Source organism: Micromonospora sp. WMMC250 (genome assembly GCF_027460215.1).
Taxonomy (GTDB): domain Bacteria; phylum Actinomycetota; class Actinomycetes; order Mycobacteriales; family Micromonosporaceae; genus Micromonospora; species Micromonospora taraxaci.
Genome location: NZ_JAPZBJ010000002.1, coordinates 3,761,086 through 3,786,520 on the forward strand (window position 1 = coordinate 3,761,086; position 25,435 = coordinate 3,786,520).

At 71.3% G+C, this 25,435-nt stretch carries 41 protein-coding genes; 39 read left to right on the plus strand and 2 right to left on the minus strand.

Translation table 11 applies throughout. The features are described 5' to 3' along the window. Window position 1 precedes the first annotated feature (1 nt). Window positions 2-409, minus strand: a complete 408-nt coding sequence (locus tag O3438_RS16540) for a hypothetical protein (RefSeq protein ID WP_269680798.1) — start codon at window positions 407-409, stop codon at window positions 2-4. Window positions 410-542: 133 nt separating this feature from the next. Here O3438_RS16540 and O3438_RS16545 point away from each other — a divergent pair, with 133 nt between their 5' ends. The 29 genes from O3438_RS16545 (at window position 543) to O3438_RS16685 (ending at window position 17,649) form a co-directional block, all read left to right on the plus strand. Then, entirely contained in the window at window positions 543-806 is a 264-nt protein-coding gene (locus O3438_RS16545) for a helix-turn-helix domain-containing protein (protein ID WP_269680799.1), read from the plus strand. Next, window positions 803-1,024: a helix-turn-helix transcriptional regulator gene (locus O3438_RS16550; RefSeq protein ID WP_269680800.1), complete on the plus strand. Its 222-nt coding sequence runs from the start codon at window positions 803-805 to the stop codon at window positions 1,022-1,024. Before O3438_RS16545 ends, O3438_RS16550 begins: the two co-directional genes overlap by 4 nt. A gap of 173 nt (window positions 1,025-1,197) precedes the next feature. After that, on the plus strand, window positions 1,198-1,704 hold the full coding sequence (locus O3438_RS16555; RefSeq protein ID WP_269680801.1) for a hypothetical protein: 507 nt from the start codon (window positions 1,198-1,200) through the stop codon (window positions 1,702-1,704). Next, window positions 1,701-1,958: a hypothetical protein gene (locus O3438_RS16560; protein WP_269680802.1), complete on the plus strand. Its 258-nt coding sequence runs from the start codon at window positions 1,701-1,703 to the stop codon at window positions 1,956-1,958. Before O3438_RS16555 ends, O3438_RS16560 begins: the two co-directional genes overlap by 4 nt. Continuing rightward, window positions 1,952-2,173 carry a hypothetical protein gene (locus O3438_RS16565; protein WP_269680803.1) on the plus strand — a complete coding sequence of 74 codons (222 nt, stop codon included), beginning with the start codon at window positions 1,952-1,954 and terminating at the stop codon, window positions 2,171-2,173. Before O3438_RS16560 ends, O3438_RS16565 begins: the two co-directional genes overlap by 7 nt. After that, window positions 2,170-2,430 (plus strand): hypothetical protein, encoded by a 261-nt coding sequence (locus tag O3438_RS16570; protein WP_269680804.1) that lies wholly within the window; start codon window positions 2,170-2,172, stop codon window positions 2,428-2,430. Before O3438_RS16565 ends, O3438_RS16570 begins: the two co-directional genes overlap by 4 nt. Next, on the plus strand, window positions 2,427-3,452 hold the full coding sequence (locus O3438_RS16575) for a DUF7666 domain-containing protein (RefSeq protein WP_269680805.1): 1,026 nt from the start codon (window positions 2,427-2,429) through the stop codon (window positions 3,450-3,452). The genes O3438_RS16570 and O3438_RS16575 overlap by 4 nt, the downstream gene beginning before the upstream one ends. Continuing rightward, window positions 3,449-3,844 (plus strand): hypothetical protein, encoded by a 396-nt coding sequence (locus O3438_RS16580; RefSeq protein ID WP_269680806.1) that lies wholly within the window; start codon window positions 3,449-3,451, stop codon window positions 3,842-3,844. Before O3438_RS16575 ends, O3438_RS16580 begins: the two co-directional genes overlap by 4 nt. After that, window positions 3,841-4,128, plus strand: coding sequence for a WhiB family transcriptional regulator (locus O3438_RS16585; RefSeq protein ID WP_269680807.1), 288 nt, complete (start codon window positions 3,841-3,843; stop codon window positions 4,126-4,128). Before O3438_RS16580 ends, O3438_RS16585 begins: the two co-directional genes overlap by 4 nt. Then, a complete protein-coding gene (locus O3438_RS16590) occupies window positions 4,125-5,426 on the plus strand; it encodes a hypothetical protein (protein ID WP_269680808.1) in 1,302 nt (433 codons plus the stop codon). The genes O3438_RS16585 and O3438_RS16590 overlap by 4 nt, the downstream gene beginning before the upstream one ends. Next, window positions 5,423-5,770 carry a hypothetical protein gene (locus O3438_RS16595; protein ID WP_269680809.1) on the plus strand — a complete coding sequence of 116 codons (348 nt, stop codon included), beginning with the start codon at window positions 5,423-5,425 and terminating at the stop codon, window positions 5,768-5,770. The genes O3438_RS16590 and O3438_RS16595 overlap by 4 nt, the downstream gene beginning before the upstream one ends. Continuing rightward, window positions 5,767-6,021, plus strand: coding sequence for a hypothetical protein (locus O3438_RS16600; RefSeq protein ID WP_269680810.1), 255 nt, complete (start codon window positions 5,767-5,769; stop codon window positions 6,019-6,021). The genes O3438_RS16595 and O3438_RS16600 overlap by 4 nt, the downstream gene beginning before the upstream one ends. A gap of 289 nt (window positions 6,022-6,310) precedes the next feature. Continuing rightward, on the plus strand, window positions 6,311-6,487 hold the full coding sequence (locus O3438_RS16605; protein ID WP_269680811.1) for a hypothetical protein: 177 nt from the start codon (window positions 6,311-6,313) through the stop codon (window positions 6,485-6,487). Beyond that, window positions 6,484-6,873, plus strand: a complete 390-nt coding sequence (locus O3438_RS16610) for a hypothetical protein (protein WP_269680812.1) — start codon at window positions 6,484-6,486, stop codon at window positions 6,871-6,873. Before O3438_RS16605 ends, O3438_RS16610 begins: the two co-directional genes overlap by 4 nt. Before the next feature lie 646 nt (window positions 6,874-7,519). Then, on the plus strand, window positions 7,520-7,888 hold the full coding sequence (locus O3438_RS16615; RefSeq protein ID WP_269680813.1) for a hypothetical protein: 369 nt from the start codon (window positions 7,520-7,522) through the stop codon (window positions 7,886-7,888). Beyond that, a complete protein-coding gene (locus O3438_RS16620; protein WP_269680814.1) occupies window positions 7,885-8,373 on the plus strand; it encodes a hypothetical protein in 489 nt (162 codons plus the stop codon). The genes O3438_RS16615 and O3438_RS16620 overlap by 4 nt, the downstream gene beginning before the upstream one ends. Further along, on the plus strand, window positions 8,357-8,746 hold the full coding sequence (locus O3438_RS16625; RefSeq protein WP_269680815.1) for a hypothetical protein: 390 nt from the start codon (window positions 8,357-8,359) through the stop codon (window positions 8,744-8,746). The genes O3438_RS16620 and O3438_RS16625 overlap by 17 nt, the downstream gene beginning before the upstream one ends. 8 nt (window positions 8,747-8,754) lie before the next feature. Then, window positions 8,755-9,846, plus strand: a complete 1,092-nt coding sequence (locus tag O3438_RS16630) for a hypothetical protein (RefSeq protein WP_269680816.1) — start codon at window positions 8,755-8,757, stop codon at window positions 9,844-9,846. Window positions 9,847-9,849: 3 nt separating this feature from the next. Further along, window positions 9,850-10,212: a hypothetical protein gene (locus O3438_RS16635; protein ID WP_269680817.1), complete on the plus strand. Its 363-nt coding sequence runs from the start codon at window positions 9,850-9,852 to the stop codon at window positions 10,210-10,212. Between the two features lie 9 nt (window positions 10,213-10,221). Further along, window positions 10,222-10,884, plus strand: coding sequence for a hypothetical protein (locus O3438_RS16640; protein ID WP_269680818.1), 663 nt, complete (start codon window positions 10,222-10,224; stop codon window positions 10,882-10,884). A gap of 16 nt (window positions 10,885-10,900) precedes the next feature. After that, complete coding sequence (locus tag O3438_RS16645) at window positions 10,901-11,287, plus strand: hypothetical protein (protein WP_269680819.1); 387 nt, start codon at window positions 10,901-10,903, stop codon at window positions 11,285-11,287. 138 nt (window positions 11,288-11,425) lie between these two features. Further along, complete coding sequence (locus O3438_RS16650; protein WP_269680820.1) at window positions 11,426-12,022, plus strand: recombinase family protein; 597 nt, start codon at window positions 11,426-11,428, stop codon at window positions 12,020-12,022. Between the two features lie 44 nt (window positions 12,023-12,066). Continuing rightward, complete coding sequence (locus O3438_RS16655; RefSeq protein ID WP_269680821.1) at window positions 12,067-12,468, plus strand: DUF6221 family protein; 402 nt, start codon at window positions 12,067-12,069, stop codon at window positions 12,466-12,468. Further along, complete coding sequence (locus O3438_RS16660; RefSeq protein WP_269680822.1) at window positions 12,465-12,683, plus strand: hypothetical protein; 219 nt, start codon at window positions 12,465-12,467, stop codon at window positions 12,681-12,683. The genes O3438_RS16655 and O3438_RS16660 overlap by 4 nt, the downstream gene beginning before the upstream one ends. A 212-nt stretch (window positions 12,684-12,895) precedes the next feature. Next, a complete protein-coding gene (locus O3438_RS16665; RefSeq protein WP_269680823.1) occupies window positions 12,896-13,417 on the plus strand; it encodes a helix-turn-helix domain-containing protein in 522 nt (173 codons plus the stop codon). Next, window positions 13,404-14,681, plus strand: a complete 1,278-nt coding sequence (locus tag O3438_RS16670) for a PBSX family phage terminase large subunit (protein WP_269680824.1) — start codon at window positions 13,404-13,406, stop codon at window positions 14,679-14,681. The genes O3438_RS16665 and O3438_RS16670 overlap by 14 nt, the downstream gene beginning before the upstream one ends. Before the next feature lie 10 nt (window positions 14,682-14,691). After that, window positions 14,692-14,892: a hypothetical protein gene (locus O3438_RS16675; RefSeq protein WP_269680825.1), complete on the plus strand. Its 201-nt coding sequence runs from the start codon at window positions 14,692-14,694 to the stop codon at window positions 14,890-14,892. A 27-nt stretch (window positions 14,893-14,919) separates the two neighbouring features. Next, window positions 14,920-16,500: a phage capsid protein gene (locus O3438_RS16680; RefSeq protein WP_269680826.1), complete on the plus strand. Its 1,581-nt coding sequence runs from the start codon at window positions 14,920-14,922 to the stop codon at window positions 16,498-16,500. Window positions 16,501-16,503: 3 nt separating this feature from the next. Beyond that, complete coding sequence (locus tag O3438_RS16685; protein WP_269680827.1) at window positions 16,504-17,649, plus strand: phage minor capsid protein; 1,146 nt, start codon at window positions 16,504-16,506, stop codon at window positions 17,647-17,649. Here the strand turns inward: O3438_RS16685 and O3438_RS16690 are convergent. Then, window positions 17,646-18,080: a hypothetical protein gene (locus tag O3438_RS16690; RefSeq protein WP_269680828.1), complete on the minus strand. Its 435-nt coding sequence runs from the start codon at window positions 18,078-18,080 to the stop codon at window positions 17,646-17,648. The genes O3438_RS16685 and O3438_RS16690 overlap by 4 nt on opposite strands. Window positions 18,081-18,174: 94 nt before the next feature. Here O3438_RS16690 and O3438_RS16695 point away from each other — a divergent pair, with 94 nt between their 5' ends. The 10 genes from O3438_RS16695 (at window position 18,175) to O3438_RS16740 (ending at window position 25,435) form a co-directional block, all read left to right on the plus strand. Then, window positions 18,175-18,912, plus strand: coding sequence for a hypothetical protein (locus tag O3438_RS16695; RefSeq protein WP_269680829.1), 738 nt, complete (start codon window positions 18,175-18,177; stop codon window positions 18,910-18,912). 14 nt (window positions 18,913-18,926) lie between these two features. Beyond that, a complete protein-coding gene (locus O3438_RS16700) occupies window positions 18,927-19,931 on the plus strand; it encodes a major capsid protein (protein WP_269680830.1) in 1,005 nt (334 codons plus the stop codon). 3 nt (window positions 19,932-19,934) lie between these two features. Beyond that, on the plus strand, window positions 19,935-20,615 hold the full coding sequence (locus O3438_RS16705) for a hypothetical protein (RefSeq protein WP_269680831.1): 681 nt from the start codon (window positions 19,935-19,937) through the stop codon (window positions 20,613-20,615). Between the two features lie 65 nt (window positions 20,616-20,680). After that, window positions 20,681-21,406 (plus strand): hypothetical protein, encoded by a 726-nt coding sequence (locus O3438_RS16710; protein ID WP_269680832.1) that lies wholly within the window; start codon window positions 20,681-20,683, stop codon window positions 21,404-21,406. After that, a complete protein-coding gene (locus O3438_RS16715; protein ID WP_269680833.1) occupies window positions 21,403-23,118 on the plus strand; it encodes a hypothetical protein in 1,716 nt (571 codons plus the stop codon). Before O3438_RS16710 ends, O3438_RS16715 begins: the two co-directional genes overlap by 4 nt. 11 nt (window positions 23,119-23,129) lie before the next feature. Beyond that, window positions 23,130-23,543 (plus strand): hypothetical protein, encoded by a 414-nt coding sequence (locus O3438_RS16720; protein WP_269680834.1) that lies wholly within the window; start codon window positions 23,130-23,132, stop codon window positions 23,541-23,543. A 3-nt stretch (window positions 23,544-23,546) separates the two neighbouring features. After that, window positions 23,547-23,894 carry a hypothetical protein gene (locus O3438_RS16725; RefSeq protein WP_269680835.1) on the plus strand — a complete coding sequence of 116 codons (348 nt, stop codon included), beginning with the start codon at window positions 23,547-23,549 and terminating at the stop codon, window positions 23,892-23,894. A gap of 63 nt (window positions 23,895-23,957) precedes the next feature. After that, window positions 23,958-24,245: a hypothetical protein gene (locus O3438_RS16730; RefSeq protein WP_269683664.1), complete on the plus strand. Its 288-nt coding sequence runs from the start codon at window positions 23,958-23,960 to the stop codon at window positions 24,243-24,245. Window position 24,246: 1 nt separating this feature from the next. Further along, window positions 24,247-24,693 carry a minor capsid protein gene (locus O3438_RS16735; RefSeq protein WP_269680836.1) on the plus strand — a complete coding sequence of 149 codons (447 nt, stop codon included), beginning with the start codon at window positions 24,247-24,249 and terminating at the stop codon, window positions 24,691-24,693. Between the two features lie 16 nt (window positions 24,694-24,709). Next, window positions 24,710-25,435 (plus strand): phage tail tube protein, encoded by a 726-nt coding sequence (locus O3438_RS16740; protein ID WP_269680837.1) that lies wholly within the window; start codon window positions 24,710-24,712, stop codon window positions 25,433-25,435.

Below are 25,435 nucleotides of genomic sequence, written 5' to 3' on the forward strand. Positions count from 1 at the left end.
CTCAGCTCCGTTTGAACATTTCGATCACCCGTCGAGTGTCCTCCAGTGAGGCGGCTCTGTCGCGCTGCCGCCGCTCCCGGATGTGGGCGATGATCCGCTCTTTCATGTCCTCGGGCAGCCGCGGGTCGGTGCGTACGAGTTCGAGTTCCTCATCGACAGGTTCAGCGTCGGCGGGGGTCGGCTCCCCGCCGGTGAGGATGGCTGCGATGCTGCCGGGCCGCCACCGTAGGGCGCGTTCGATGCCGGCGAAGTTGTGCGGCTGAGTGTTCTTCTCGCCCTTTTCGGCGGCTGACCAGGTGTTGCGGTCGATGCCGGCGGTGCGGGCGGCGGCTGCGGCGCTCACGCCCAGCTCCAGGCGGCGGACGCCAATCATCTTCGCCAGGCGCTCGCGCTGGCCAGCCTCATCCATGACGGGCATTGTGCCAGCGGAATCCTGCTGAAGATACCCGCCCGGACCCCACCGGGTAGACGTTCGGCTAATGTCCGCCGTGTTCAGCCGTCTTTGTTGCTGAACTCTGCTGAACTCTGCTACCGTCTGTCGCATGATCGAACCAAGGCCAATGGCCGTCGCACCCCGACCCGCGGGGGTCGAGATCGACGGCGCGAAGCTCCGAGAGCTGCGCCAGATGGCCGGGGTCACGCTGTCGGAGTTCGCCTCCACCTGCGAGATCAGCACTCAGTACCTGTCGCAGATCGAGCGCGGGAACCGCCGTCGGGTATCGCCGCCGGTCTACGCCCGCATCTGCGCCTCGCTGAAGCTCACAGGCCCTCGTCAGCGCCGAACCCTGCTGAAGGCTGCGGCATGAGCACCGGGCCGCTGTACCTCGACCAGCAGCAGCTCGCCGACCGCTACGGGGTGTCCAAGGAGTGGGTGCGGGTCCGCGTGAAGGCACGCGAGATCCCGTTCACTCGGGCGCCCGGCGGCAAGCTCGTGCGGTTCACCGCCGAGGACGTCGCCCAGATCGACGGCATGTTCCAGCCGCAGCCCGCCCTGAACGGGCCGCTCGCGAGGAATGCCGCGTGACCCGCCGCCTGCTCGTCGCCGTCCTGGCGCAGCTGACCCGGGCCGCGTTCCACAGCGCCTTGGCGGTGGGCCTGCTCATGGCAGCGACCCAGCACCCCTGACAACGAAGCCCCCGCCGTCCGACCGGCGAGGGCTCCCACAACCGGACACCCACCTATCAGCTAGGAGTCCAGATGCAAGACCGAACCGTACCGCAGAGCACGACGAGCAAGGTGCTCGCCGACCCGACGCAGGTCGCCGCTATCCGCGACCTCATCACCTACGCCCGCAAGGCTGGCGCGGTGCACGCCATCTACAGCGTGGGCAACGGGCTCGGTCAGCCGATGGCCTCCCGTGAGCACACCTGGGACCTGGGCACGTCCCGGGTCGGCTACCACGAGGGGGCGCTGTACTACCACGGCCACAGCGGCGGAACGGTCCTGAGCGGGGCGGGGTTCGACGACGCTCGCCAGGTCGGCGACATGCTCGCCGCGATCGGGGTGCTGCCGTCGCGCTTCTCGGCCTCGTACCAGATGGGCCTCAGCGACGCCGCGTTCGCGGCCGCGGTCGAGGCTCGGCCGGACCGCCGCTGCCGCACCTGCGGGGCGACGTCGGGGCTGATCCTGTGCCCGGGTAACCCGCTGACCGGTGCCGGACGCGCCTACGAGTGCGCCGACGGCTGCAAGGCCGGTGCGCGATGACGCAGCTGACGCCCAGCGCCCCGTTCCCGGTGCCGTACCCGGGCGGCCCCCGCACCACCTTCCCGGCCGCCGCCGCGCCGATCGTCGTCGAGGACCCGCTGTGCGGTCACCTGCCCGGCGAGCGCCACGACGGGGCGTGCGAGTACTGGCGGGGGGTGGCCCTCGGCGAGTACCCGTCGCCGGACGGCCTGCTGCCGCACCTGCCCGGTCTGCTGCCGCTGACCGACCCGGCCCTGGGCGGTGTCCCATGCTGATCGCGCTGATCCTCGCCGTCACCCACGCCCTGGCCCTCACCGCCGGCGCCTGGTTCGTGCACCGCCGCTACCTCGCCCGCCTGCGCCGCGAAGCCGCCTGGCAGGCCGCCGCCCACCGGGTGGGGCCGTCCCGGCAGGACGCGCAGGCGTGGCTGCACCGGAACGCCGAGCGGGCACGCGTCCACACCCTGTTCACGACCCGGAGGCACGCATGAGCGCGCTCGTCGCCGTGATGGCCGTGATCGTCGCCATCGCCTGCGCCGGCTGCTGGGCGTCCGCCGAACACGACCGCCGCGCCCTGTCCGCCGAACTGACCACCCGCACCAAAGAGGCCGCCGGCTACCGCATGCAGGTGATGCGCCTGTCCGCCCGCCTCGGTGCCACCACCGACGACATCGACTCCGGGCTCGTCGAGGAGATCACCGCCTACCTCGACGCCCTACCCACTGACGACCGGGAGAACCCGCTGTGAACTGCATCGACGTCACCAACCAGACCGAACTGGACGCCGCCCTCGCCGCCGCCGCGCCGTCCTGCGTGCACATCAAGTCCGAGCGGGGCGTGTGGCTGCGTCTGCGCGACACGGGCCGCAACACCGTCCGGGCGTCCGACTCGGCCACCGTCGAGGCGTACGACTCGGCCACCGTCCGGGCGTCCGACTCGGCCACCGTCGAGGCGTACGGCTCGGCCACCGTCGAGGCGTCCGACTCGGCCACCGTCCGGGCGTCCGACTCGGCCACCGTCGAGGCGTACGGCTCGGCCACCGTCGAGGCGTCCGACTCGGCCACCGTCCGGGCGTCCGACTCGGCCACCGTCGAGGCGTACGGCTCGGCCACCGTCGAGGCGTACGGCTCGGCCACCGTCCGGGCGTCCGACTCGGCCACCGTCCGGGCGTCCGGCTCGGCCACCGTCCGGGCGTCCGGCTCGGCCACCGTCCGGGCGTACGGCTCGGCCACCGTCGAGGCGTACGGCTCGGCCACCGTCCGGGCGTCCGGCACCAGCAGCGTGCACGCCCACTACCGCGCCACGGTAACCGCCGGCAGCCACGTCGCCGTCCACCTGCACTCCGGACAGGGCACCGTCACCGGCGGCGTCATCATCGACGTCACCCAGCTCGACCTGACCACACCCGCCGCCTGGTGCGACCACAACGGCCTCACCATCACCGACGGCACCGTCGTCCTCTACAAGGCACTCGAAGCCGACCTCACCGCCGGGCGCGAGTACGGCAAGCCCACCGTATACACGGTCGGGGAGACGGTCACCTGCGACGACTGGGCCGACACCGACGACTGCGGCGGTGGCCTCCACTTCAGCCCCACCCCGCACCAGGCCGCCCAGTACTGCTACAGCGCGACCCGCTGGCTGGCCGTCGAGGTTGACGTCGCGACGCTGCGGCCCATCACCGGCGGGGGAACCCCGAAGGCGAAGGCCCCGTCGTGCCGGGTGCTGCGGGAGGTCGACGCGTTCGGCCGCGAGGTGACACCCCGATGAGCATCGACCTGCGCGACGGCGACGTCCACGCCTGGGCGGCCACACCCACCGCCCGGCGCATCACCACCCGGCAATGGCTCACCGCCCACCTCGCCCACCTGCTGCACCTCGCCCCACCCAAGCCCGGCGGCCGACGCCGCGTCGACCCCACCCGCCGACCCGTACCCGCCAGCTACCTCCTCACCCCCGCCGCCCAACAGTTGGCCACCCGCACCCGCGAGCAGGTCCACGCCGACGTCGACCAGGACACCGGCATCTGGGCACCCCGCGACATCACACCCACCGGGGCGTGGACCCAGCCGACCGGGGTCGCCTCGGACGGCGAGATCCAGCAGTGGGTCACCGACGGGGCGGGCATCGACGACCAGACCCCCGGCCAGGTGACGGCATGAAACGCCAACCCCTGCGGATCATCCACGACGAAACCTTGAGGGCAGAGAACTTGGTCGGCGACAAAGGGCCATGGCAGGACCGCGCACTGTGCGCCCAGTCCGACCCGGCCGCCTTCTTCCCGGAGAAGGGCGAGTCCAACCGGGAGGCCAAGCGCATCTGCCGGCGGTGCGAGGTCCAGGCCGAGTGCCTGAAGTGGGCCCTCGAAACCGATGAGCGGTTCGGCATCGCCGGTGGCCTGTCCGAGCGCGAGCGCCGCGCCATGAAGAAGAAGGCAGCAGCATGACCGCCCTGAAGACCCGCCCGCCGACCGGCCGGGTGCCGTGGCCCCTCATCCTCATCGAGGGCGGGGAGAAGGCCGGAAAGTCCTGGATGATCGCCGAACTGTCCGCGTCACCCAAGGTCGGCCAGACGTACTGGATCGACCTCGGAGAAGGGGCCGCCGACGAGTACGGCGCGATCCCCGGAGCCCGCTACGAGGTCATCGACCACGACGGCACGTTCGCCGACATTCTGGGCCAGGTCGAAGCGGCCAAGGCCGAGGCTGCCCGCGTCGCCGAGGCCAAGCAGCCCCCGGTGGTCCTGGGCATCGACTCCGGAACCCTGGAGTGGGACCTCCTCAAGGGCATCGCCGACGCCAAGGCCCGCGCCCGGCTGGCGAAGCGCGGCAAGCAGGTCGCGCCGGACGCCGAGCCGCAGATCTCGATGGACCTCTGGAACGAGATCAACAGCAAGCACCGCCGGCTGATGACCCACCTGATGACCTTCCCCGGGATCGTCGTGATCACCGCCCGGGGCAAGGAGGTCGCCGCGCTCGACTCCAGTGGTCGTCCGGTCGAGGGCAGCAAGGAGTACAAGGTCGAGGGCCAGAAGAACCTCGCCTTCGACGCCACAGTCTGGATCCGCGTCTCCCGGGATCACCCGCCGCTGGTCGTCGGCGCCCGGTCGGTGCACGCCGGGGTCCGGCCGGGTGTCGACCGGCCACGGCCGGTCCCGGGCCTGACCCTGGAGAAGGTCGTCTTCGACATCCTGAGGTGCGACCCGGAGACCGCGCACGTGCGGGATCTGGTGCCGCTGTCGACAGAGGACGACTCGGTCGGTCAGCTCGGCGGCGACCGCCCGGTATCCGGACCGCCCGCGGCCGACCGCCCGGTCTCGGATCCGCCGGCCGCGCTGTCCGCGCTGTCCGCCGCCGCCACTGGACTCCTCGCCGACCTGGAGCAGGCCACCGACGAGACCGGGCTGCGTCGGGTGTGGAACGCCGCCGGAGAAGCCGCCAAGGCCGGGCGGATCACCCCCGCCGAGCTGGAGCACTTCCGCGCCCAGTGGAAGGCCCACAAGGCGGCCCTGTTCCCGCCGGAGCCGAAGAACCCCGGCAACGACCCGCAGCGACGCAAGATGTTCGCCCTCTTCGGCCAGGCCGAGATCACCGACCGGGACGACCGGCTGCACTACGTCAGCGAGGTCACCGGCCGGGAGGTGGCCAGCACCAACAACCTGACCGACGACGAGGTCCGGGACGTGTGTGAGCGGCTGGAGTCGTACATCGCGCAGAGCACCCCGGACGGGGGTGTCGCATCGTGAGCACGCCGTTGCCGGACTGCACCGTCTGCGGTGGCCGAGTCGTCCGCGAGGTCGGAGCCGAGGTGTGCCAGGGCTGCGGCCTCGACCTCAAGCCGCCGGCGGTCAAGCTCAACCGGGCGGAGATCCGCGCCCAGGTCGCCCAGGTGCGCCGTACCCGGCCGCTGCTGTGCCCGTCGTGCCTCGGCCGCCGCTGCCACGGCTGCCGGTCGGTGACGTGCGAGTGCCCCGGGCCGCGTCACCCGCGCCGACCGGTCGGTGACCTGACGCCGGAGGGCATGGCGCTGCTGGCGGGGGAGACGGCCGGGCACCTGGAGCCGGCCGAGCTGATCGGTGGTGCCCTGTGAGCGCGCCCGTCAGCAACGTGGTGGAGCTGTTCCCCGGGGCCGGCACCATGCCGGCCCCGGCCGGGCCGCCCGCGCACACCCTCGACCTGGACGCCGTCGCCGACCGGTGGACGGACCTGCTCGACGCCCGTGAACGCGGCGACCAGACGACCTGCCGGTTCCTCGAGGCGGCGCTCGCCGAGGACGTGCCCGTGCTGCGTGAGGAGATCCACCGCCTCACCGTCGCCCTCCGCGAGGTGACCCGTGGCTAACCAGACGTACGGCAGAATCGCGACCAGGCGCTCAACCACCTTGGAGGCAGCGAGGACAGATCTCTCAAACCCGTCGCACCGTGCGGCGGTGAAGGGATCGATCATGCCTCGCGCCTCTCTCGAAGACCGTTTCTGGACCAAGGTCGACAAGACCGGGGATTGCTGGATCTGGACCGCCGCCAGGAACGCACGCGGCTACGGCAAGCGCCGACTACGGGATCGACCAGTCCCACGTCTCGCTGATCGTGCGCCGTGGCGTCTGGCGTCACCTGCCCGTGGGCGGTGCCCAGTGAAGAAGCCGATCGCCACCCACCTGTACGAGCCGGATCGGGCCGCGTACCCGGACCACCAGGGCGTGAGGCCGTGCCTGCACTGCCCGCTGCCGAAGGCGAACCGGGTGCACACGCCGCCCGACACCGCCGACGCCCAAGCCGAACACCTACGCCGGATCGGAGACGACCAGTGAGCATCGACGACTACGCCGACCGCCTCGCCGAGGTCGCCGCCGAACTGGCCGTCAGGGTCCGCGACGACGACCCCAACGCCAACCTCCGCTGGCTGCTCGCCACCCTGCCCGACGACCGGGCCCGCCTCGACCTGCTCTTCGTCCTGGCCGCCGCCGTCCCGGATGACCGGCCGTGGGCGCACCTGACCGCGTGGACGGTCGCACCCCGTCCGGCACCCGGCCCGCAGCCGTGCGGCACACCCGCCGCGGCGAAGCGGCACCGGGAACGCGGGGAGGACCCGTGCACGCCGTGTGGCAAGGCGGAGCGGGACGACTGGCGGATCCGCAAGCAGCACCAACGCGCCAAGGCCCAACCCAAAACCGCCGGCCAGGCGAACGCCGCCTGACTCCCGGCCACCGAACCGCACACGTTCAGCACCACCACATAGATCAGGAAGGCACGACGTGGCCCGGATCCGCACCATCAAGCCCGAGTTCTTCACCTCGCTCACCGTGGCCAGCCTCCCGGTCGAGGCGCGGCTGACGTTCATCGGCTTGTGGACGCACGTCGACGACCAAGGGCGCTGCGTCGACGACCCCCGGCTCATCAAGGCCGCCGTCTGGCCCCTCGACGACCGGCTCTCCACCGACGTCGAACTCGACCTCAAGCGGCTCAGTGAGTCCTCACTGATCCTTCGCTACAGGGTCGGGGAGCGCTCATACCTGGCGGTGCGGGGATGGGGTGAGCACCAGCGGATCAACCGTCCGACGAAGAGCAAGCTCCCGGCACCGCCAACCACCCCCGAACCCCCTCCGAACAGGGAGAACGCGCCCCCACCGGCCGACGAAACCCCTGGTCAGAGCGTTTCCGGCCGTCCCTCCCGAGGCTCCTCACCGCACCCTCACGCACACCTCAGTGAGGACTCACGGGAGGAAAGGAACAGGGAACAGGGAACAGGGAACAGGGAAAGGAACTCCACTGGCGGTCCGTACGCCCCTCTAGGTCCCAGCGCGCGCGACGCGGAACCGCCGGACTCCGATGGACCGCCATCGATGGTCGAGCAGATCATGACCGAGTACCGGGAGAACTCACCCAACGGCGTCTCCCGCACCGTCGCCACGAAGCTCGCCCAACACGTGCACGAGCTCCTCGCCGACCAGTTCCACCCCGACCACATCCGCGAAGGACTCGGCCAACTGCGCCCCCGCAAGCTCGGCCCCGGAGCCCTCCCGTCCCTCGTCGACGAAATCGCCAACCGGCCACCGAGCAACGTGGTCACCCTCCCCGCCGCCGGCAACAGCGTCATGCGCGCCAGCCAGACCAACGGACGGCCCTCCACCACCGACCAACGCGTCGCCGCCGCCCTCGCCGCGGGCGCTGCCGTGCAAGCCCAACTCGACCGGAAGGCACTCGGGTCATGAACGCCACCGACATCGCGAACGTCCTCGCCAAGGCCGCCGCGTTCGACCAGCGCACCGTCGGCCAGGCCGACATCCTCGCCTGGCACGAAGCCCTCCACGACCTGGACGCCGCAGACGCCCTCGCCGCGGTCACCCGCCACTACGCCAGCAGCGAGCAGCGGTTGATGCCCGTGCACGTGCGCCGCATCGCCTCCGACCTTGCCCGCGAACGGCACCGGGTCGCCCGCGAGGAAGCCGAGCGCCTGGCGCTGGAGGCCACCGCCGCTGACGCGGTGACCGTCCGGGACCGGTCCGCCGACGTCGCCGACATGCTCGCCACCCTCCGCGACCGGCTGGGCCCGTCCGATCCGTCGGTGCTGCGCCGGGCCGAGTGGGTGCGTGAGGAGCGCCTCCGGCAGCGCGACGCCGTGCCGAACCCGCACTACCAGGGTCCGCCGCCTCCGGGTGGCTGGCCGATCCCCGCCGCCGATGACCAGACCGCCTGAGGAGCACGCCGCCATGGCCGAGATCCGCACCGTCCGCACCGCACGCATCCACCACGGCTGCGACGCCTACCCGTGTGAGAACCCCATCCGGCCCGGCGAGCAGTACCTCGTCGCCTCGCTGCCGCCCTCCGACGAGGGCAACGGCACCGACCACTGGCTCGTGATGAAGGTCTGCCGGGAGAGCGCCGAGCAGTACGGCCAGACCATGGCCGAGCAGGTCACCCCGCGCCAGCGCCCCGCCCGACGCCGTACCCGGCCGGCCCGGCGCGTCGAGCCGCTGCGCACCGTGCCGTCCCGGCCGTTCCGCGACGAGCCCGCACTCCACCGGCCCATCACCACCGTCCACCTGCCCGCCGCCAACATCCCCGCCTGAGGAGAGCCATGACCACCACGAACCGGATCGACCCCGCCGCCATCCTCGGCCTCCGCGCCACCTTCGCCGCCGACGAACTCCGCCAGCTCCACGAAGACGCCGTCAACGAGCAGGACACCGTCACCAACCGCGACCCGTGGCTCCGCCTCGTCGACGTGCTCTTCGTCGCCGGGTTCGGCCGCCCCATCCCGTCCCAGGAGGACCGCATGCGCGACGCCCGCACCGATGCCCCGTTCGCCGACCGCATCCCCGTCCGCACCGGCTGCGGCCACACCGACGGCCAGGACGCCGACGACCGCAGCAAAGACCGGGCCATCGCCGAACTGGAAGCCGAACTGACAGCCGCTCTCGGAAAGCTGCGGATCGCCGAACGCGACCGGGACGCCGCCCGTGACGATGCGAAGACGATCGCCACCGCCCGGAACCAGCTCCGCGCCGACCTCGACTCCACCGAGCAGGTCGCACGATTCCGCGAAGGCGTGATCAACCTCCACGCCGCCGAACTCGGTGCCGCCGGTGAAGTCATCGCCGTGGTGCGCGACGCCGTCGAGCAGATCGAACGGGCACTCGCCCGGTACGACACCGCGCCCGAGGTGACGCCCGTTGACGGGGAATGCCCGCAGCTCGCCGCCGTGCTCAACGGCAGCGGCGGAAGCCACTCCGACGCCTCCTGCGGATGGTGCGCCGACCTTCGCACCAAGCGGCAGCCCGAAGCGGAGGAGCCCCCCGGTTCTGTGTCGCCTCGCGCGCAGGGTCGTCAGGCGGCACCGGACGCCGAAGAGGTCGCTCGCCTCTGGCACAACACCACCCAGAAGACCCGCCACGGCCGACTGACCGGTGACCTGGTGTGGGAGTCGCTGCCGCAGGAGGAGCGGGACCTGCTGACCGAGGTGGCGGTGAAGCAGCTCGCCTGGTTCGGCGACCGCGACAGCCGCCGGCCGTCCGTCGAGGACGAGCAGGCGTTGCGGGACCGGGTGGAGCACGCCATCCGCGACCGGGCCGGCCTCGCGTTCCCGCTGGCGCACGGCACGTTCCTCGACCGGGTGGCCGCTGTCGCTGCGGTCGCCGCCGTCCAGGCACTCACCGGACAGGAGGGCTGACCGGTGCCCATCCGGCCCGAAAACCTCGCCCGCTACCCGGCCGACTGGCCGGCGATCTCCCTCGCCATGAAGGAGGCCGCCGGCTGGCGGTGCACCTGCGAAGGCGAATGCGGCCGAGGCACCCACAACGGCCGCTGCCCCAACCAGCACGGCCAGCCCGCGTACGGCACCGGCTCGAAGGTCGTCCTCACCACCGCCCACCTCGACCACACGCCGGAGAACTGCGACCCGGCGAACCTCCGGCCCATGTGCCAGGGCTGCCACCTGCACTACGACCGCGACCACCACCGCGAGACGGCCGCCGCGACCCGGCGAGCCCGGATCGAGGCCGCCGGTCAGCTCACCATCGACACCCGTACCGCCTGAGGGAGCCTCGTGACGCCGCACCACCTGCACGCCACCGCCGCCGCCCTGAGCCTCGGGGCGGCACGCGGGGCCCTCGCCGCCCGCGTCCGCGCCGAGCGTCGCCAACGCGGCGAAGCCCTCACCGCCGCAGGCCCGATCTCGTCCCCGCGCTACGGCACCCGCCGCGTCGTGGGCGGGCACGCGGACCCCGTCAGCGCCACGCTCGTGCTCGACCGCACCCCGGCGAGGGAAACCACCTGGGCGGAAGTTCTACGGCGCTCTGAGAGCCGTCTGGCGTGGATCGCTCAGGAGATGCGCGCACCCGACCCGCACCGCCCGGCGCTGCCCCGCATCATCGCCGGCATCCCGAACCTGCGACCCGCCAACGCCCGCCTGATCCACCTCCACCTGACCGGCGAACTCGACTGGCTCGGCGGGCTGCCGCTCGGGTGGACGCCCGTCCGGCACCCGCTCGGCAGCGTCCCGTGCCCGCACTGCGAGGAGCGGCAGCTCGTCGTCCAGGCCGACGGACCCGAGCACGCCTGGACCGTCGTGTGTGCCACCCGCCGCCTGTGCACCGGCACCGGTTGCGGGTGCGGGATGCCCGGGGCCGTCGAGGGGGTCGCCCACATCTGGTGGCGGGCGGACGTCATCGGCGCGGTCGCGGGGGCCGCACCAACCCACACGGAATGATCAAGGAGAGATCGAGATGCCACGCCGACCCGTAACCGCCACCGTTCGCTGCGCGAAACCCGGCTGCGGCGAGAGGGCCCACTTCGAGTACGACTCGCAGCGGGATCGCCAGGAGTCCGACCGGCGGCGCAAGGACCACCCCTGGCGCTGCTACCGCCACACCAACGAAGACGAGGTGCTGTCGGCGACCAACGCGGAGCGCACCACCGTTCTCACCGCCGTGAAGGTCGGCCACGGCCACGGCCCGCTGCCGGGCCTCTCCTGGCGTGCCGAGGGCGCGTCCTCTGGCAGCGGGCTGGCCAGCGGCCCCGGCTTCAAGGCGATCGCCAGCGACCTACCCGAGGGTGCGCGGCTGATCGTTACCGCCCGCATCGAACTGCCTGACGAGCCAAGCACCCGATAACTCCCAGATACGGGTGTGCCACTTCCAACACTGTGGTCCACCCGGGCGCTGGTGACGGAGTGTCGCCCTAGGACCGTGCCACAAGTGGGACCACAATAGGGGTGCCACAACGACATCACAGAATAGGATTGAGACACGGTGACTGAACCGCACGCGGGCATGGAACTCGGCTACGCCCGGGTGTCCACCACCAAGCAGCACCTCGACCGGCAGATCGACGCCCTGGAGAAAGCCGGCATCCCCACCGACCGGATCTACGTCGACAAGCGCACCGGCGCGACCGTCGACCGCGACGGCCTCAAGAAGCTGCTCGCCTACGTGAGGGCCGGTGACACGATCGTCGTCTACACCCTCGACCGACTCGGCCGGAACCTGCGCGAAGTGCTCAATCTCGTGCACGACCTCAACGACCGAGGCGTCGGCGTCCGCTCCCTGGCCGACCCCATGCCCATCGACACCAACGCCACCGGCATGGGCCGCATCGCGTTCCTCCTGCTGGCCCTCATCGCCGAGATGGAACGCGTCTTCACTGCCGAACGCGCCGCCCACGCCCGCGCCGTCGCCCAGGCCCAGGGCCGCAACATTGGCCGCCCCATGGCACACACCCCCGCGCAGATCGAGCACGCCCGACTGCTGCGTAAGCAGGGCGACAGTCTGGGCGAGATCGTCAAGAAGACCCAGATTCCGAAGTCGTCACTGCGCCGCTACCTGACCGCCGTGCCGAGCCCAGAGTGACGGTTATGGTGCGCAGGGCAGGGAATCAGCCTAGGAAGGTACTGATGAGGGAGAATCGAGCCGTGGACGATCTGGTGACCTGGTTGCGCGCCCAGCTCGACGACGACGAGCGGGTGGCGCGCGCTGTGGAGGATCGCAGCGCCCCGTGGGATGGCCAGTGGGTTAACGACGGCGGCGGCGCGCTGCGCACCTACAACGGCTGGGTGCTAGTCCACAACGCCGGTCAGCTCATCACCCGGGGATTGCTCGACCACATCGCCCGTCACGACCCGGCCCGGGTGCTGGCCGAGGTGGACGCCAAGCGGCGCATCCTCGATCGTTGGAAAGACAGCCAGGACAACGCCCTCCCGCCCGAGGCACTGCTTGCCCTCGACGAGGTCGTCAAGCTGCTTGCCCTGCCGTACGCCGACCGGCCCGGCTACCGCGACGAGTGGCGGCCCGCGTGATCTACGCCGCCGGCCGCTACTGGGGCACCGACCGGGAACTCGCCGCAGCCCTCGGCCCCGACATCACCCCCGCCATGATCCGCCGCTACCGCGAACGCGACGGCCTCACCACCATCGAAGGCCGCTCACCCCTCGACGAAGCAGCCACCATCGAGGCCCGGAAGCGACGCTCGACACGCGGACGACCCCGCCGACTTGACCTTGCGTCGGCCTGACCGCATGATTTGTTCACGGCCCCGATAGGTGGCCTATGCCCACAGCAGCCCGGCAGACCACGAGATGGTGCCGGGCTGTTGCGCGTCCAGGGACGGGGACGCGGGCGGGGAACGCGGGCAGGCCGGTGCGGCGCTGGCCTGCCCGCACACCCCCAACCGTCCCAACCCCACCCAACCCCCTGACCGGGCAAGGCCCCGGGAAGAGGTGAACCATGCCCCGAGGCCGCCCCGTCACCCAAGCCGACCACGACCAGGTCCGCGAGCTGCACGCCCAGAACCTCTCCCGCAACGAGATCGCCCGACGCATCCGCCGATCCGGGAAGACCGTCAGCGAGATCGCCGGGGAGCTGGGCCTCACCTTCGACCGGTCCGGCACCCGGGCCGCCACTGAGGCCCGCAAGGACGACGCCCGCGCGAAACGCGCCCGCCTCTCCGTTGCCCTGCTCGACGACGCCGAACGGCTCCGCAAGCAGCTCTGGGAGGAAGCCAAGGCGTTCAACTTCGGCGGCAAGGACAACACCTACAACGAGGTCACCCTCGACCAACCGACCTTCGCCGACAAGCTGAAGATCATGCAAGCCACGGGCATCGCCGTCGACAAGGCCGTCCGCCTCGACGAATACGACGCCGACCCCGGCATCGACGCCGCGAAGAGCATGCTCGGCGCGCTCGCCGCCGGCCTCGGAGCCGCCTACGACCAACTCAACCGAGCCGAGACCGATGCCAGCAGTTGACCTGGCCACCGTCGGCCGCACGCTCGCCCCGATCCACCTCCGGTCGCTGGTCGAGTCCACCGCCCGCCTCAACATCTGGCAGGGCAGCGTCCGATCCGGGAAGACCGTCGCGTCGCTGCTGCGGCTGCTCATCGCCATCGCCAACGCACCCACCTCCGGCCGGGTGCTCCTCTTCGGCAAGACCCGCGAGTCCGTCAACCGGAACGTCTTCTCGGTGCTCACCGACCCGGCCCTGTTCGGACCCCTCGCCCGCCTGGTCAAGTACAACCCGGGCGCACCGATGGGCACGATCCTCGGCCGTGAGGTCGACGTCCTGGGCGCGAACGACTCCAAGGCCGAACCCAAGGTGCGCGGCATGACGCTGTGCCTGGCGTACGGCGACGAGCTGACCACCGTCCCCGAAGCGTTCTTCACCCAGATCTTGGCCCGGCTGTCGGTGCCCTCCGCGCAGCTCTTCGGAACCACCAACCCGGACGCGCCCAACCACTGGCTGCGCAAGAAGTACCTGCTCCGGGCCGGCGAGCTGAACCTTCGGACCTGGCACTCCACGCTGCGGGACAACCCACACCTGGACCCGCAGTACGTCGCCGACCTCGCCCGCGAATACGTGGGCCTCTGGTACAAGCGGTTCATCGAAGGCCGCTGGGTCCAGGCCGAGGGCGCCGTCTTCGACATGTTCGATGAGGACCGCCACGTCGTCGCCGACCTTCCGCCGATCGTCCGCTGGATCAGCCTGGGCATCGACTACGGCACCCGCAACGCCACCGCCGCGCTCATCCTCGGCGCCGGAGACGACGGCCGCCTGTACCTCACCCACGAGTGGCGACACGACCCCGCGGTCGCCCGCCGCCAACTCACCGACTCCGGCCTCTCCCGGGAGCTACGTGCCTGGCTGGGTGGCCTGGAGGTGCCTGGCACCACCGGCCTGACCGGGCTGCGGCCGGAGTGGACCGTCGTCGACCCCGCCGCCGCGTCCCTGCGACTCCAGTTGCACGAGGACGGGATGACGCCGGCCCTGGCCGACAACGCCGTCCTGGACGGCATCCGGCTCGTGTCGTCGCTGCTCGGCAACGACCAGCTCCGCGTCCACGCCTCGTGCCGGGGGCTGATCGATGAGATCCCTGGCTACTCGTGGGACGACAAAGCCGCCGAGCGTGGCGAAGACGCCCCGATCAAGGCCGATGATCACTCGATCGACGCTGCACGGTACGCGATCAAGACCCCTGAGGTGCTGTGGCGACCGCTGCTGCGCCGCGCCGCCTGAACGGAGCATTGTGAAGAACCGCATCTTCCGCCTGTACCGCTGGCACAAGCGGACCCAGATCGACATCAGCCTCGGCCGCACAGCCCAACTGGGCTACCTAGCGGTCGGCTGGACGTGGCGCGACGGGCATCGCCCGATCTGCTACTGGAGCCCGGACGCGACGCCCGTGCACGCGCGGGCCGTCGGACCCTGGCGACGGTACGGCCTGTAGACGCCTGATCAGTCCGAGGAGGGCAAGGTGCCGATCCCCACCGACGGCGCCTGGCCGCCGCCCGCAGTCCAGCCCGCCTACGACTCGTACCGCGACTGGGACGCCTGGTACGCAGGCGACGCCGACCGGCTCCGCAACGTCTACGCCAACCGGATCGGCGACCGCCCCAAGACCCGCCCCGGGCAGCGTGCGGGCGGCCTATACGGGCTCGTGTCCCGCTGGCTGTGGGGTGCCCCGTCGCCAATCGGGCAGCGCGACGGGCGGTTGCACGTGCCCCTGCCCGCTGACCTCGCGGCGACCTCGGCGAACCTCCTCTTCAGCGAGCCGCCCACGCTCGACCACGAGAACGCCGCGGTGATGGAGCGCCTGGAGCAGTTGGTCGAGGACGGCCTCGCGACCCTGCTGCTGCACGCCGCCGAAGCCGGCTCCGCCCTCGGTGACGTCTACCTGCGCCCCGTCATCGACCTCGACGTCCACCCCGACCGGGCATTCCTGGCCGCCGTGCACGCCGACGGGGCGATCCCCACCATCCGCTGGGGCAAGCTCACCGAGGTCACGTTCTGGTCCACCGTGCACGAAGACGGCGACCAGCACCTACGCCTCCTGGAGCACCACGAGGTCGTCAACGGCGCCGGGCGGATCGTGTACGCGCTGCACGAGGGCACCCGCGACAAGCTCGGCCGCCCAGTACCGCTCACCGAGCACAACGCGTCCGCCTACCTCGCGGACCTGGTCGACGCCAACAGCGCCCAGGTCACCGGGCTGACCCGCCTGGACGTGGTGCGGGTGCCGAACGCCGGACCGCAACGCCTCTGGCGTGCGACGCCCGGCCTGAAGTACCTCGGCCGCAGCGACTTCGACGGCAACGAGCAGTGGTTCGACGCCCTCGACGACGTGTGGACGTCCTGGATGCGGGACCTTCGCCTGGCGCGCTCCCGGATCCTGGTCCCGGAGTACATGCTCCAGTCTCTCGGCCCCGGCAAGGGGGCGATATGGGACGCCGACCAGGAGGTGTTCACCGCCCTGAACGCGCTCCCCGGGCAGTCCGGGCAGGGCATCACGGCCTCGCAGTTCGCGATCCGCCACCTGGAGCACAAGGCGACAGCCGACGCCATCGTGGAAACCGCGCTTCGGCACGCCGGCCTATCCTCGCAGACACTCGGCGAAGAGGGCGACGTTGCGGTCACCGCCACCGAGGTCCAAGCCCGGGAGCGGCAGTCGTTCACCACCCGGGGCAACCGGATCGGCACCTGGGCTCCCGCCCTCGCCGACGCCATCGAGCTGCTTCTGGAACTGGAGTACGCCCGCCGCGTCGACCTGAAGGGCGACCGCCCGGAGCCGGCGCGGCCGAACGTGGAGTTCGGAGACTCCGTCAGCGAGGCCCCGGAGACGACCGCCCGCACGCTGCAACTGCTCTCCGCCGCTGGGGCCGTGTCGACCGAGACGATGGTCCGGATGGTCCACCCTGACTGGGATGAACCGCAGGTCAAGGCCGAGGTGGAGCGGATCAAGGGCGACGCCCCGCCGGTGGTCGAAGTGGGCGGCGCGTTGGGCGCGCTCGCTGGCAACGATCCGCCCGCAGGCGACGGGCCACCGGAGCAGGAGTAGCCCGTGGCGCTCACCGGAGACCAGATCGAGGCCATCACCCGCGCCACCGTCGGCCTCTACCGGGCCGCTGAGGAGGCCATCCTGCGGGAGGTAACCCGGCACCTGCTCGCCGGCATCGACGCTCCGACGTGGGCCGTGGAGCGCCTCGGCGCGCTGGCCACCCTGCGGCGCACCGTCGAGCAGGTGCTCCAGGTGGTGGAGGCCGACGGGTCGGAGCAGATCCGCGAGGCCCTGGCGAAGGCGTACCGGTCGGGGCAGGCTGCGGCGACCACCGGTGTGCCGGCGCAGCTCCTGCCGCGTGACCCGGACGCGGTCCGGGCGGCCGGGCTGGTCGCCGAGGTGGTCACCCGCGCCGGGGTGGTGGAGAACCTCGCTGCCGCCCTGGTCGCTGACGTCGGCGAACGGCACTCCAACGTGCTGCGTCACGTCCTCGACGTGTACCGGACGGTCATCCAGCAGGCGACCGCCGTGTCGGTGGCCGGTGGGCAGACGCGCCGGCAGGCCAGCCAGTACGCCTACCGCCGGTTCATCGACCAGGGCCTCAGCTCGTTCACCGACTCCCGGGGGCGGGTGTGGCGGCTGTCCTCCTACGTGGAGATGGCCGTCCGAACCGTCACCCAACGCGCCGCCGTCCAGGGTCAGACCGACCGTCTCCAGACCCTCGGCCTGGACCTGGTCCTGGTGTCCAACTCCCCGCGCGAGTGCGAGCGGTGTCGGCCGTGGGAGGGCAAGGTGCTCTCCATCTCCGGCGCCCGCCGGGGCCGGGTGGAGATGCCCAGCCGGGTCGGTGCCGGCACGGTGACGGTGGACATTGCCGGCACGGTCGACGAAGCCAGGGCCGACGGGTTGCAACACCCCAACTGCACCCACGCCCTCCGCGCGTACATCCCCGGGGCGACGAAACGCCCCGCCGGGCAGCTCGCCAACCCCAAGGGCTACGAGGCCAAGGACCGGCAACGGGCCATCGAGCGGCAGATCCGCCACTGGAAAGAACGCGAGATCGGCGCCCTCGACGACGTGGACAAGGCGTACGCCGCCGGGAAGGTCCGGCAGTGGCAGGCCGCGATGCGCCAGCACCTGGCCGCGAACCCCGAGCTGAAACGCCTGACCTACAGGGAGCAGATCGGGGCCGGAAGCGCGTCCGGTTAGAGGCCCTTGGCGATGGCGACCATGTCCGCCCTGGCCTCATCGCTGGTCATGTCCTGCTCGCGGGCCGTCCACGACAGCACGTACCGGCCAGCCTGGCGGGTATCACCCGCCTTGCCCAGCTCGGTCGCCCACCGTGCGGCGGTGCCCTCGTCGGCGAACGCGACGACCGTCACCGCGTCGGTGGTGACCCGCGACTCGCAGCCCTTCGCGCTGTCGCCCTCCTTGGCCTTGCAGCCCGAGGTGGTGTCGCGCGGATTGGGTAGCGGCCACTTCGCTCCGATGGCGTCCACGACCTGCTGAGCACCCGCCGCCCGGGGCTTGCTCGCCGGCTCCTGGTCGCCTCCACCAGCGGCCATCACACCGACCGCCGCCCCCACGAGCGCGAGCGCCATCACGGCGAACGCGACCACACCAACCGTCCGTGCCTTCATGCGTACCTCCTGTAGGTGACGCGGGCACGGTACCGGCCGCCGGCAAGGGCCGACGGTCACCAACACGACACGACCGCCTCAAGGAGGCACCTCCGTGGACCCGAACACCCTGCCGATCGCCGACCTCGGCTTCGTCAACCCGCTCACCGGCCAGCGCACCGTCCCCGGAAAGATCCTGGGCTACCGGCGTGACGGCCGACCGATCCGCGTGGTCGCGGGCGGCTCCGGCGAAGGCGACCCCGGCGGAGACGGCGGGGCCGCTGACGGTGACCAGGCCGGCGACGCCGGCCAGGACGACGACAGCAGCAAGAAGCCCAACTACGAGGGCGACGTCGACAAGGAGCGCCACGAGCGCGCCCTGGCGGCTGCCCGCGAGGGCGAGAGGAAGGCCAAGGAGGCCAAGAAGGCCGCCGACGACCGCCTCGCAGCGGTCCTCAAGGCCGCCGGTCTCACCCCGGACGGCAAGACCGACCCCGCCGAGCAGCTCAAGGCAGCCGCCGCCGAGCGGGACAAGGCCGTCGCCCGAGCCCGCGACACCGCAGTCGAGCTGGCCGTCTACAAGTCCGCCGCGAAGAGCGGCGCCGACCCCGACGCCGTCCTCGACAGCCGCGGATTCCTCAGCTCGGTCGCCGAGCTGGACCCCGAAGCCGCCGACTTCGCCGACAAGGTCACCGCCGCCATCAAGGCTGCGGTCAAGGCCAACCCGAAGCTGTCCGCCACCGTCGCCCAAGGGGCCGGCAAGCAGGGCGCGGACCACAACGGGGCAGGCGGCCGGAAGGCCACGAAGTCGCCATCACTCGAAGAAGCCATCGCCGCCAAGCTCGGCGGCTGAACCCGGAGTAGACCATGCCCGTAACCCTCGCCCAGGCGAAGCTCAACGCGACGGACGACGTCGACGTCGCGATCATCGACGAGTTCCAGAAGTCCTCGGACGTGATGAACCGCATCACCTTCGACGACGTGGTCTCGGGCGCCGGTAACGGTGCGACCCTGACGTACTCGTACACCCGGCAGATCACCCAGCGTGGTGCCGCGTTCCGTGCCATCAACAGCGAGTACACGCCGACCGAGGCGACGAAGCAGCGTTACTCGGTCGACCTGAAGCCCCTCGGCGGGTCGTTCCAGGTGGACCGGGTGCTGAACCGGGTCGCCCAGGCGGCAGAGACCGCGTTCCAGATGCGGGAGCTGCTGAAGGCGTCCTCGGCGAAGTTCAACGACGCGTTCTTCAACGGCGACACCGCGGTCGACGCCAACGGGTTCGACGGCCTCAGCAAGCTCCTGACCGGCACCGCCACCGAGTACCTGCCGCTATCGAACGGCGTCTCCGTGGGCTACCTGGACTGGACGGCCGTCAACACGCAGGCGCTGGCGTTCGCGCAGATCGCCCACATCGACGCCTGGCTGGGCCTCCTCGACGGCCGCCCCGACGCGATCTACCTGCCGCGCAAGGCCCGCGCCCTCTTCAAGACGCTGGCCAGCTTCGGCGGGCAGTACTCCGTCGAGCGAAACAGCATCGGCGAGCCGGTGGACACGTACAACGGCATCCCGCTGATCGACCCGGGCACGAAGGACGGCTCGTCCACCGACGTGCTCGCCCTGGCCACCCGCGACGCCGACGGCGCTGGCGGCGGCGGAAACATCACCAACCTGGCGGACCTGTACGCCGTCCGGTTCGGCCTCGACGGCGTCCACGGCGTCAGCATGGCCGGCGGCCCGCTGGTCCAGAACTGGATGCCCGACTTCTCCACGGCCGGTGCGGTGAAGACCGGCGAGGCGGAGCTGGGCCCGGCGGCGGTGGTCGTCAAGCGGACCAAGTCCGCGGCGGTCCTGCGCAACGTCAAGGTCGGCTGACCCGTGGCCCGGATCGAGGCTCCGAACAAGGAGTACGACGGCCGGATCGGTGACGTGGTCTTCAAGGACGGCGTTGCGGAGACCAACGACCGGGCGGTGATCCAGTACTGCCAGGGCGCCGGCTACGAGGTGTCCGGGGAGGTCCTGAACCCGCTGGAGGCGTCCGAGGTTCCGGACCCCCGCGAGGTGGGCGAGGAGGTGTCGGGGACCCGCCTGCGGGACGCGGCCGTGGACCCCCGTGAGGGCGACTTCCTGCCGCCGACGAACGCCGGCCAGGCCAACCCGCACGGCCCCGAGGTCGTTGCGCCCGGCATCCACGCCGTGGCCGGTCCGGGGCCGATCGTGCCCGGTCCGGTCGGCCGCCTGGAGCAGACCGAGGACGGTGGCCAGGTCGTCATCACGGACACGGCCGAGCAGCAGCGTCGGGAGACGACCGCCGCCGAGCAGGTGTTCCTGGAGCGCCGTTCGGTGCCGGAGGTGACGGCCGAGCTGGGCGAGGCCGTCGGACAGCCGGCTCCCGAGCAGCAGTCCGCCGACGACCGGCCCGAGCCGCCCGCCGGGAACGCCTCGCAGGAGGCGTGGGCGGACTGGGTCATCGCGACCCACCCGGAGCTGGACGAGGAGTCCGTTCGGGCGATGAAGCGCGACGACCTGCGCGCGGAGTACGGCCCGAAGGCCGAGTGAGACCGGGGCCCAGCCGAACCCCACACCGGCTGGGCCCCACCACCACCTCGACGAGGAGAACAACCGTGGCACGTCTCATCGGCCCAGCCCAGGCCCAGCGGATCTTCCACTACACCGGAGACAGCAGCAAGGCAGGCTGGGTTGTCCCCACGGGCACACCTGTGCGGCTGTACAAGGACGACCAGTGCAGCCTGCCCGCCGACGTGCTGGGCCTGGCCGGCGAGTCCCTGGCGGCCGGCGGAGCTATCCCGCAGGTGCTGGTCAGCGACACATTGGAGTGCCCCCGCTTCCAATTCCCCGACGAGCCCAACCCTGCCGTGTACACGCGGATCCTGGGTGGCCCGGTGATCAAGCTGCTTCCTGACCCGGTGAGCGTCCTGGAGGCGATCAAGGCCCAGGTCGACGAGGGGCTGTCCGAGGTAGCCGATCTCACCGCCGCCCTGGCCGACTTCGAGTCGGCCATGCCCGCGTCGTCGCCGGTGACCGTGGCCTCGGCGGGTGCCGCGTTGACGTTGCCCGATCAGCGGGACGCCGCCCTGTACGTGGTGACCCTGACTGCGGCGACGTGCGTCTTGACGTTCCCGGCTGGTGTGGCCGGAAGGACGTTTACGCTCCAGCTCAAACAGAACACCGCTTCGCGGTTGGTGACGTGGCCAGTCAGCGTGAAGTGGCCGGGGGACTCCCCGCCCACCCTCCAGACCATCGCGGGGGCCGTCGACGAGCTGACGTTCCGCTACGACGGGGCCGCCTCGGTGTGGCGTGGCGCGTACGTGGCGGGATACACGTCGTGAGGGCCCGCCGTGGGCCGGAGCGCGGCCAGCGGTTGCGGGAGGTGCTGCGCGACCCGGGCCGCGCCTGGTACGTCACACGGACCGCAGCCGATGTGTGGCACTTCGTGCGCGACCTGGGTGCCGGCGAGTATCTGGACTGGGATTTTTCGATCCCGGCGGGGATGCCCGGTGGGTACCCGACGCCGCAGCTCGTGTACTCGCGGATCGGCGTGGCCATGGCGACGACCGACGAGGACCAGGTGGGCCCGTACACCGGCTCGTGGATCACGTCGTTCGTGAGTCCCACGGCAGGTTACGGGTCGCGGTCGACCACCGGCAGCATCAGCACCACAAGCCTGGCCCTGGTTGACGGCAAGCTGACCTCCGCGTCGGTGGGCCGGCGGATGACGATCGCGGGCGCGGGCGCGGGCGGCGTGGACCTCGACACCAACATCGTCGCGGTCGGTGGACCCAACACGTGCACGGTCTCCCCGGCGGCCAGCACTCAGGTGTCGTCCGCGCAGGTGACGCTGTGGCCGTCGCACCGCTGGTCATCCACCGCCGGGTCCACGGTCACGTGGACGTCCCCGTCCGGCACCACCGACGTGGGCATCGTGGTGGTATTGCTGACCAACGGCGGCCTCGCGAAGGTGGCCGTTGACGGTGACCCTACGAGAGCCACGCTGCTGCCGACCGCGCAGCAGGTCGTGGACGCCGGCACCTACGCGGCGTCGATCCTGACGACGAACGGCGGCACCCTCCAACCCACCGATCGCGTGCTGAACTGCTACCTCAACGGGTCCAACTACTCCGAGTCGAAACTGCTCGCCACGGGCCTGGCCTCGGGTGTTCACACCGTGACGGTGACCGCGACCGGGTACGCGCCGATCGTCGCGGGCTCGGCGAACCGCACCTACGTGACGGGGTTCGCCGCCTCGCAGCCGGGTCTGGTGACCCCGGCGACCCCGGGGGCGCTGATCCTCACCACGTCGCGGGTGCTCACCCAGCAGAGCGCACTGGAGGCCGTCTACTGGTGGGTGCCTCCAGGCCACCCGACCGGGGATTTCGTCGGCCGCTTGCACGGCCACGAGATCCAACTCTCGCTGACGTTCGCACTGGACGGAGCGCCGACGACCATCCCGGTCGGCGGTGTGGTGACGGTGCCTCCCGGGTCGCGCATGGTGATCACGCAGACGACCGAGCTGCGGCACCCTCACGTCAACGCGGGCGCAACCAAGATCGGCGATGCGACGATCGTCTACACCCTTGACGGCGAGGGCATGACCACGGACACAACGGTCACGAGCCTGATCACCGCGCAGCTCGTGTCCGGGTACGCGGCCATGCTGCCCCTCGACCCGCACTACGACCGGTACACGTCGTCCGGTCTGCGCGGGCCGGTGACGAGCACCAGCGCGGACGACACGCAGAAGGGCCCAGCGCGCGCGTGGATCGGCGCGCTGTGGACCTCCGCTGACCGGTACGCCATGTCGCTGGAGCTGCTCTACCCGGGCGAGTCCACCAACTACTGGGCGCGCAGCGCACCCGGGCACATGTACGTCCAGGATCGTTCCCCGTCCGGTGGGTTGCGCGTGAACAAGATCTACGCCAGTCGGATCGGGTCGCCGGCCACCGCCGAGCCCATCACCCCTGGCGTGGTGCTGCGGGGTGGGGCGGTCTACCGGTTCCGCCGGATCGCGGGCGGCGCCGAACAGGCCCTCGCCGGAATTTGAGGAGGACCCCGATGACGTCCCCCGCCGGCCCCTACGAGGGCAGCGACCCGCTCGCCGGGTCGTACGCCACCCTGCTTGACCTCGATGAGCACCTCGGCCGGACCCCGGTCAACGCCGAGCAGCTCCTCATCCGCGCGTCCAGGGACGTCGACCGGGCGCTCCTCACCGCCGTCTACGACGCCACCGACCCGGCCGTCGTCGAAGCCCTGCGTCTGGCCACCCTGGAGCAGGTCGCGGCGAACCTCGGCACCGGGAACGTGACCGGCCTCGGCGGTGTCCGGCGCGGCGGGTTCAGCCTCGGCCGGATCAGCGTCCAGGCGTCCAGCAGCGACGACGCCCCGGTCCGGATCGGCTCCCTGTGGGAGCAGGCGTGGACGGTCCTCCAGGCCGCCGGGCTGACCGGCCACAGCCCGCAGAGCAGGTGATCGGTGACCTGGGAAGAGTTCATCGAGCTGTACGTGCCGGAGCCGAAGACGGTCCAGGTGGCCGCGTTGACCGGGTCGGCCGGGTACGGCGACGTGCACGCGGACCCCGTCGACGTGGCCCCGTGCGTCGTCGACGACACCAACCGCCGCGTCACGGTGCAAACCCAGGACGCTGAAGGGTCCGAGGCGGTTAGTTCCACCACGGTGCTGGTCCCGCCGGACACGGTCGCCCCGCCCGGGTCGCTGGTCACCCTCCCGTGGGCTGGCCGTACTGCCCGGGTGCTGGCCACGTCGGTCCTCGACGATCACGGCTTGGGTCTCCCGGAGCACATCGAACTCTCCTTGGAGTGAGCCGTGGCGCTGGAGTTGGAGTGGAACGGCCCGGAGATCCTGGCGAAGCTGCGCGGCGCCGGGATGGACGGCATTGAGCTGGCCGCCGAGCACCTACTTCAGGTATCCAGTGGCCTCGCCCCGCACGAGGAGGGCGACCTGGAACGGTCCGGAGAGGTGTCCAAGGACGCCAACGCTGGCGCGGTCGCGGTCAGCTTCGACCGGCCGTACGCCGTCCGGCAGCACGAAGAGATGACCTGGCGGCACGACGACGGGCGGCAGGCGAAGTACCTGGAGGAGCCGATGAACACCGAGGCCGACACGATGCTGGCCCTCGCCGCCGGGCCGCTGCGCGACGAGCTGGACGGCTGACGTGGCCACCGGTGACGGCTGGACCTCCCGACTCCTGACCGGCCTCGCCGAGCACCTGGCTGCGGCGAGCATCGGCACGTGGCGGCCAACCGGCAGCTACCAGCCCACCGAAACGGCGATCGTCATCCGCGCCGTCCCGCCGAGCCCCGACCGGCTCATCACGCTCGCCGCGTACGTCGTCGGCGGCGGCCACGGAAACGCCAGCACGGTCCAGGGCGTCCAGATTCGCCTCCGGGCCGGAAAAGACCCCCGCGACGTCGACGACCTGGCCGACGCCATCTTCGACCTACTCGACTCCGCCGGCCCGCTCACCCTCGGCGGCGTCGGGGTCAGTCAGGCGTACCGGCAGTCCTATACGTCCCTCGGCCAGGACGGCAACGGCCGTTGGGAACGCAGCGAGAACTACTACCTGGACGCGGAGCGCCCCACGGTGCACCGCCCGTACTGATCGCAAGGAGAGCACCGTGGCAGATTCCACCGCCCTGGCCCGCCGGTTCCGGCTCCAGGTCAACACCGGCACCACCGGCTCGCCCATCTGGACGACCGTCACCGGCCTGACCGACTTCAAGCCGACGATCAACCCGACCCTCCAGGATGACTCGGACTACGAGACCGACGGCTGGAACAGCTCGGAGAAGACCGCGCAGGGCTGGCAGGTCGAGGCGACCATCCTGCTCAAGGAGGAGGCGGGGCTCTTCAACGCAGCCGTCGAGAAGATGCGCCTGGCCAGCGATAAGTTCGGCGACAGCTCCCGCGTCGAGGTGCGTTGGTACGACAAGCAGGGCAAGCCCGAGGCATACCAGGGCACCGCGATCGTCACCTGGGAACGCGCCAACTCCGGGAACACGGACCTCGACGCCGCGAAGGTGACCCTGACCGGTCGCGGCGCGCGAGTCGAGATCGCCAACCCGCTGATCTCCGACCCGCTGGCAGATCCGGCCGTCACCGCCGTGGCTCCGAACACCGGCCCTGCCGCCGGCGGCACCCTGGTCACGATCACCGGCATCAACTTCACCGGGGCGACCGCTGTCACGTTCGGCGGCACCGCTGCGACGTCGTTCCGGGTCATCTCGCCCAGCGTCATCAGTGCGGTGACACCGGCGAAGACCGCCGGTGTGCACGACGTGCTGGTCACCACCCCCAACGGGACCAGCGCGAACACCACCGCCGACAACTACACGTACGTCTGA

Bases quoted from the DNA above. Each gene is read 5' to 3' on its own strand.
- O3438_RS16555 (WP_269680801.1), top strand. From the start codon at position 1,198: ATGCAAGACCGAACCGTACCGCAGAGCACGACGAGCAAGGTGCTCGCC.
- O3438_RS16645 (WP_269680819.1), top strand. From the start codon at position 10,901: ATGCCACGCCGACCCGTAACCGCCACCGTTCGCTGCGCGAAACCCGGC.
- O3438_RS16570 (WP_269680804.1), top strand. From the start codon at position 2,170: ATGAGCGCGCTCGTCGCCGTGATGGCCGTGATCGTCGCCATCGCCTGC.
- O3438_RS16550 (WP_269680800.1), top strand. From the start codon at position 803: ATGAGCACCGGGCCGCTGTACCTCGACCAGCAGCAGCTCGCCGACCGC.
- O3438_RS16730 (WP_269683664.1), top strand. From the start codon at position 23,958: ATGGACGGCATTGAGCTGGCCGCCGAGCACCTACTTCAGGTATCCAGT.
- O3438_RS16580 (WP_269680806.1), top strand. From the start codon at position 3,449: ATGAGCATCGACCTGCGCGACGGCGACGTCCACGCCTGGGCGGCCACA.
- O3438_RS16615 (WP_269680813.1), top strand. From the start codon at position 7,520: ATGGTCGAGCAGATCATGACCGAGTACCGGGAGAACTCACCCAACGGC.
- O3438_RS16565 (WP_269680803.1), top strand. From the start codon at position 1,952: ATGCTGATCGCGCTGATCCTCGCCGTCACCCACGCCCTGGCCCTCACC.
- O3438_RS16655 (WP_269680821.1), top strand. From the start codon at position 12,067: ATGAGGGAGAATCGAGCCGTGGACGATCTGGTGACCTGGTTGCGCGCC.
- O3438_RS16700 (WP_269680830.1), top strand. From the start codon at position 18,927: ATGCCCGTAACCCTCGCCCAGGCGAAGCTCAACGCGACGGACGACGTC.
- O3438_RS16540 (WP_269680798.1), bottom strand. From the start codon at position 409: ATGGATGAGGCTGGCCAGCGCGAGCGCCTGGCGAAGATGATTGGCGTC.
- O3438_RS16590 (WP_269680808.1), top strand. From the start codon at position 4,125: ATGACCGCCCTGAAGACCCGCCCGCCGACCGGCCGGGTGCCGTGGCCC.
- O3438_RS16585 (WP_269680807.1), top strand. From the start codon at position 3,841: ATGAAACGCCAACCCCTGCGGATCATCCACGACGAAACCTTGAGGGCA.
- O3438_RS16560 (WP_269680802.1), top strand. From the start codon at position 1,701: ATGACGCAGCTGACGCCCAGCGCCCCGTTCCCGGTGCCGTACCCGGGC.
- O3438_RS16625 (WP_269680815.1), top strand. From the start codon at position 8,357: ATGACCAGACCGCCTGAGGAGCACGCCGCCATGGCCGAGATCCGCACC.
- O3438_RS16690 (WP_269680828.1), bottom strand. From the start codon at position 18,080: ATGAAGGCACGGACGGTTGGTGTGGTCGCGTTCGCCGTGATGGCGCTC.
- O3438_RS16665 (WP_269680823.1), top strand. From the start codon at position 12,896: ATGCCCCGAGGCCGCCCCGTCACCCAAGCCGACCACGACCAGGTCCGC.
- O3438_RS16620 (WP_269680814.1), top strand. From the start codon at position 7,885: ATGAACGCCACCGACATCGCGAACGTCCTCGCCAAGGCCGCCGCGTTC.
- O3438_RS16720 (WP_269680834.1), top strand. From the start codon at position 23,130: ATGACGTCCCCCGCCGGCCCCTACGAGGGCAGCGACCCGCTCGCCGGG.
- O3438_RS16630 (WP_269680816.1), top strand. From the start codon at position 8,755: ATGACCACCACGAACCGGATCGACCCCGCCGCCATCCTCGGCCTCCGC.
- O3438_RS16545 (WP_269680799.1), top strand. From the start codon at position 543: ATGATCGAACCAAGGCCAATGGCCGTCGCACCCCGACCCGCGGGGGTC.
- O3438_RS16670 (WP_269680824.1), top strand. From the start codon at position 13,404: ATGCCAGCAGTTGACCTGGCCACCGTCGGCCGCACGCTCGCCCCGATC.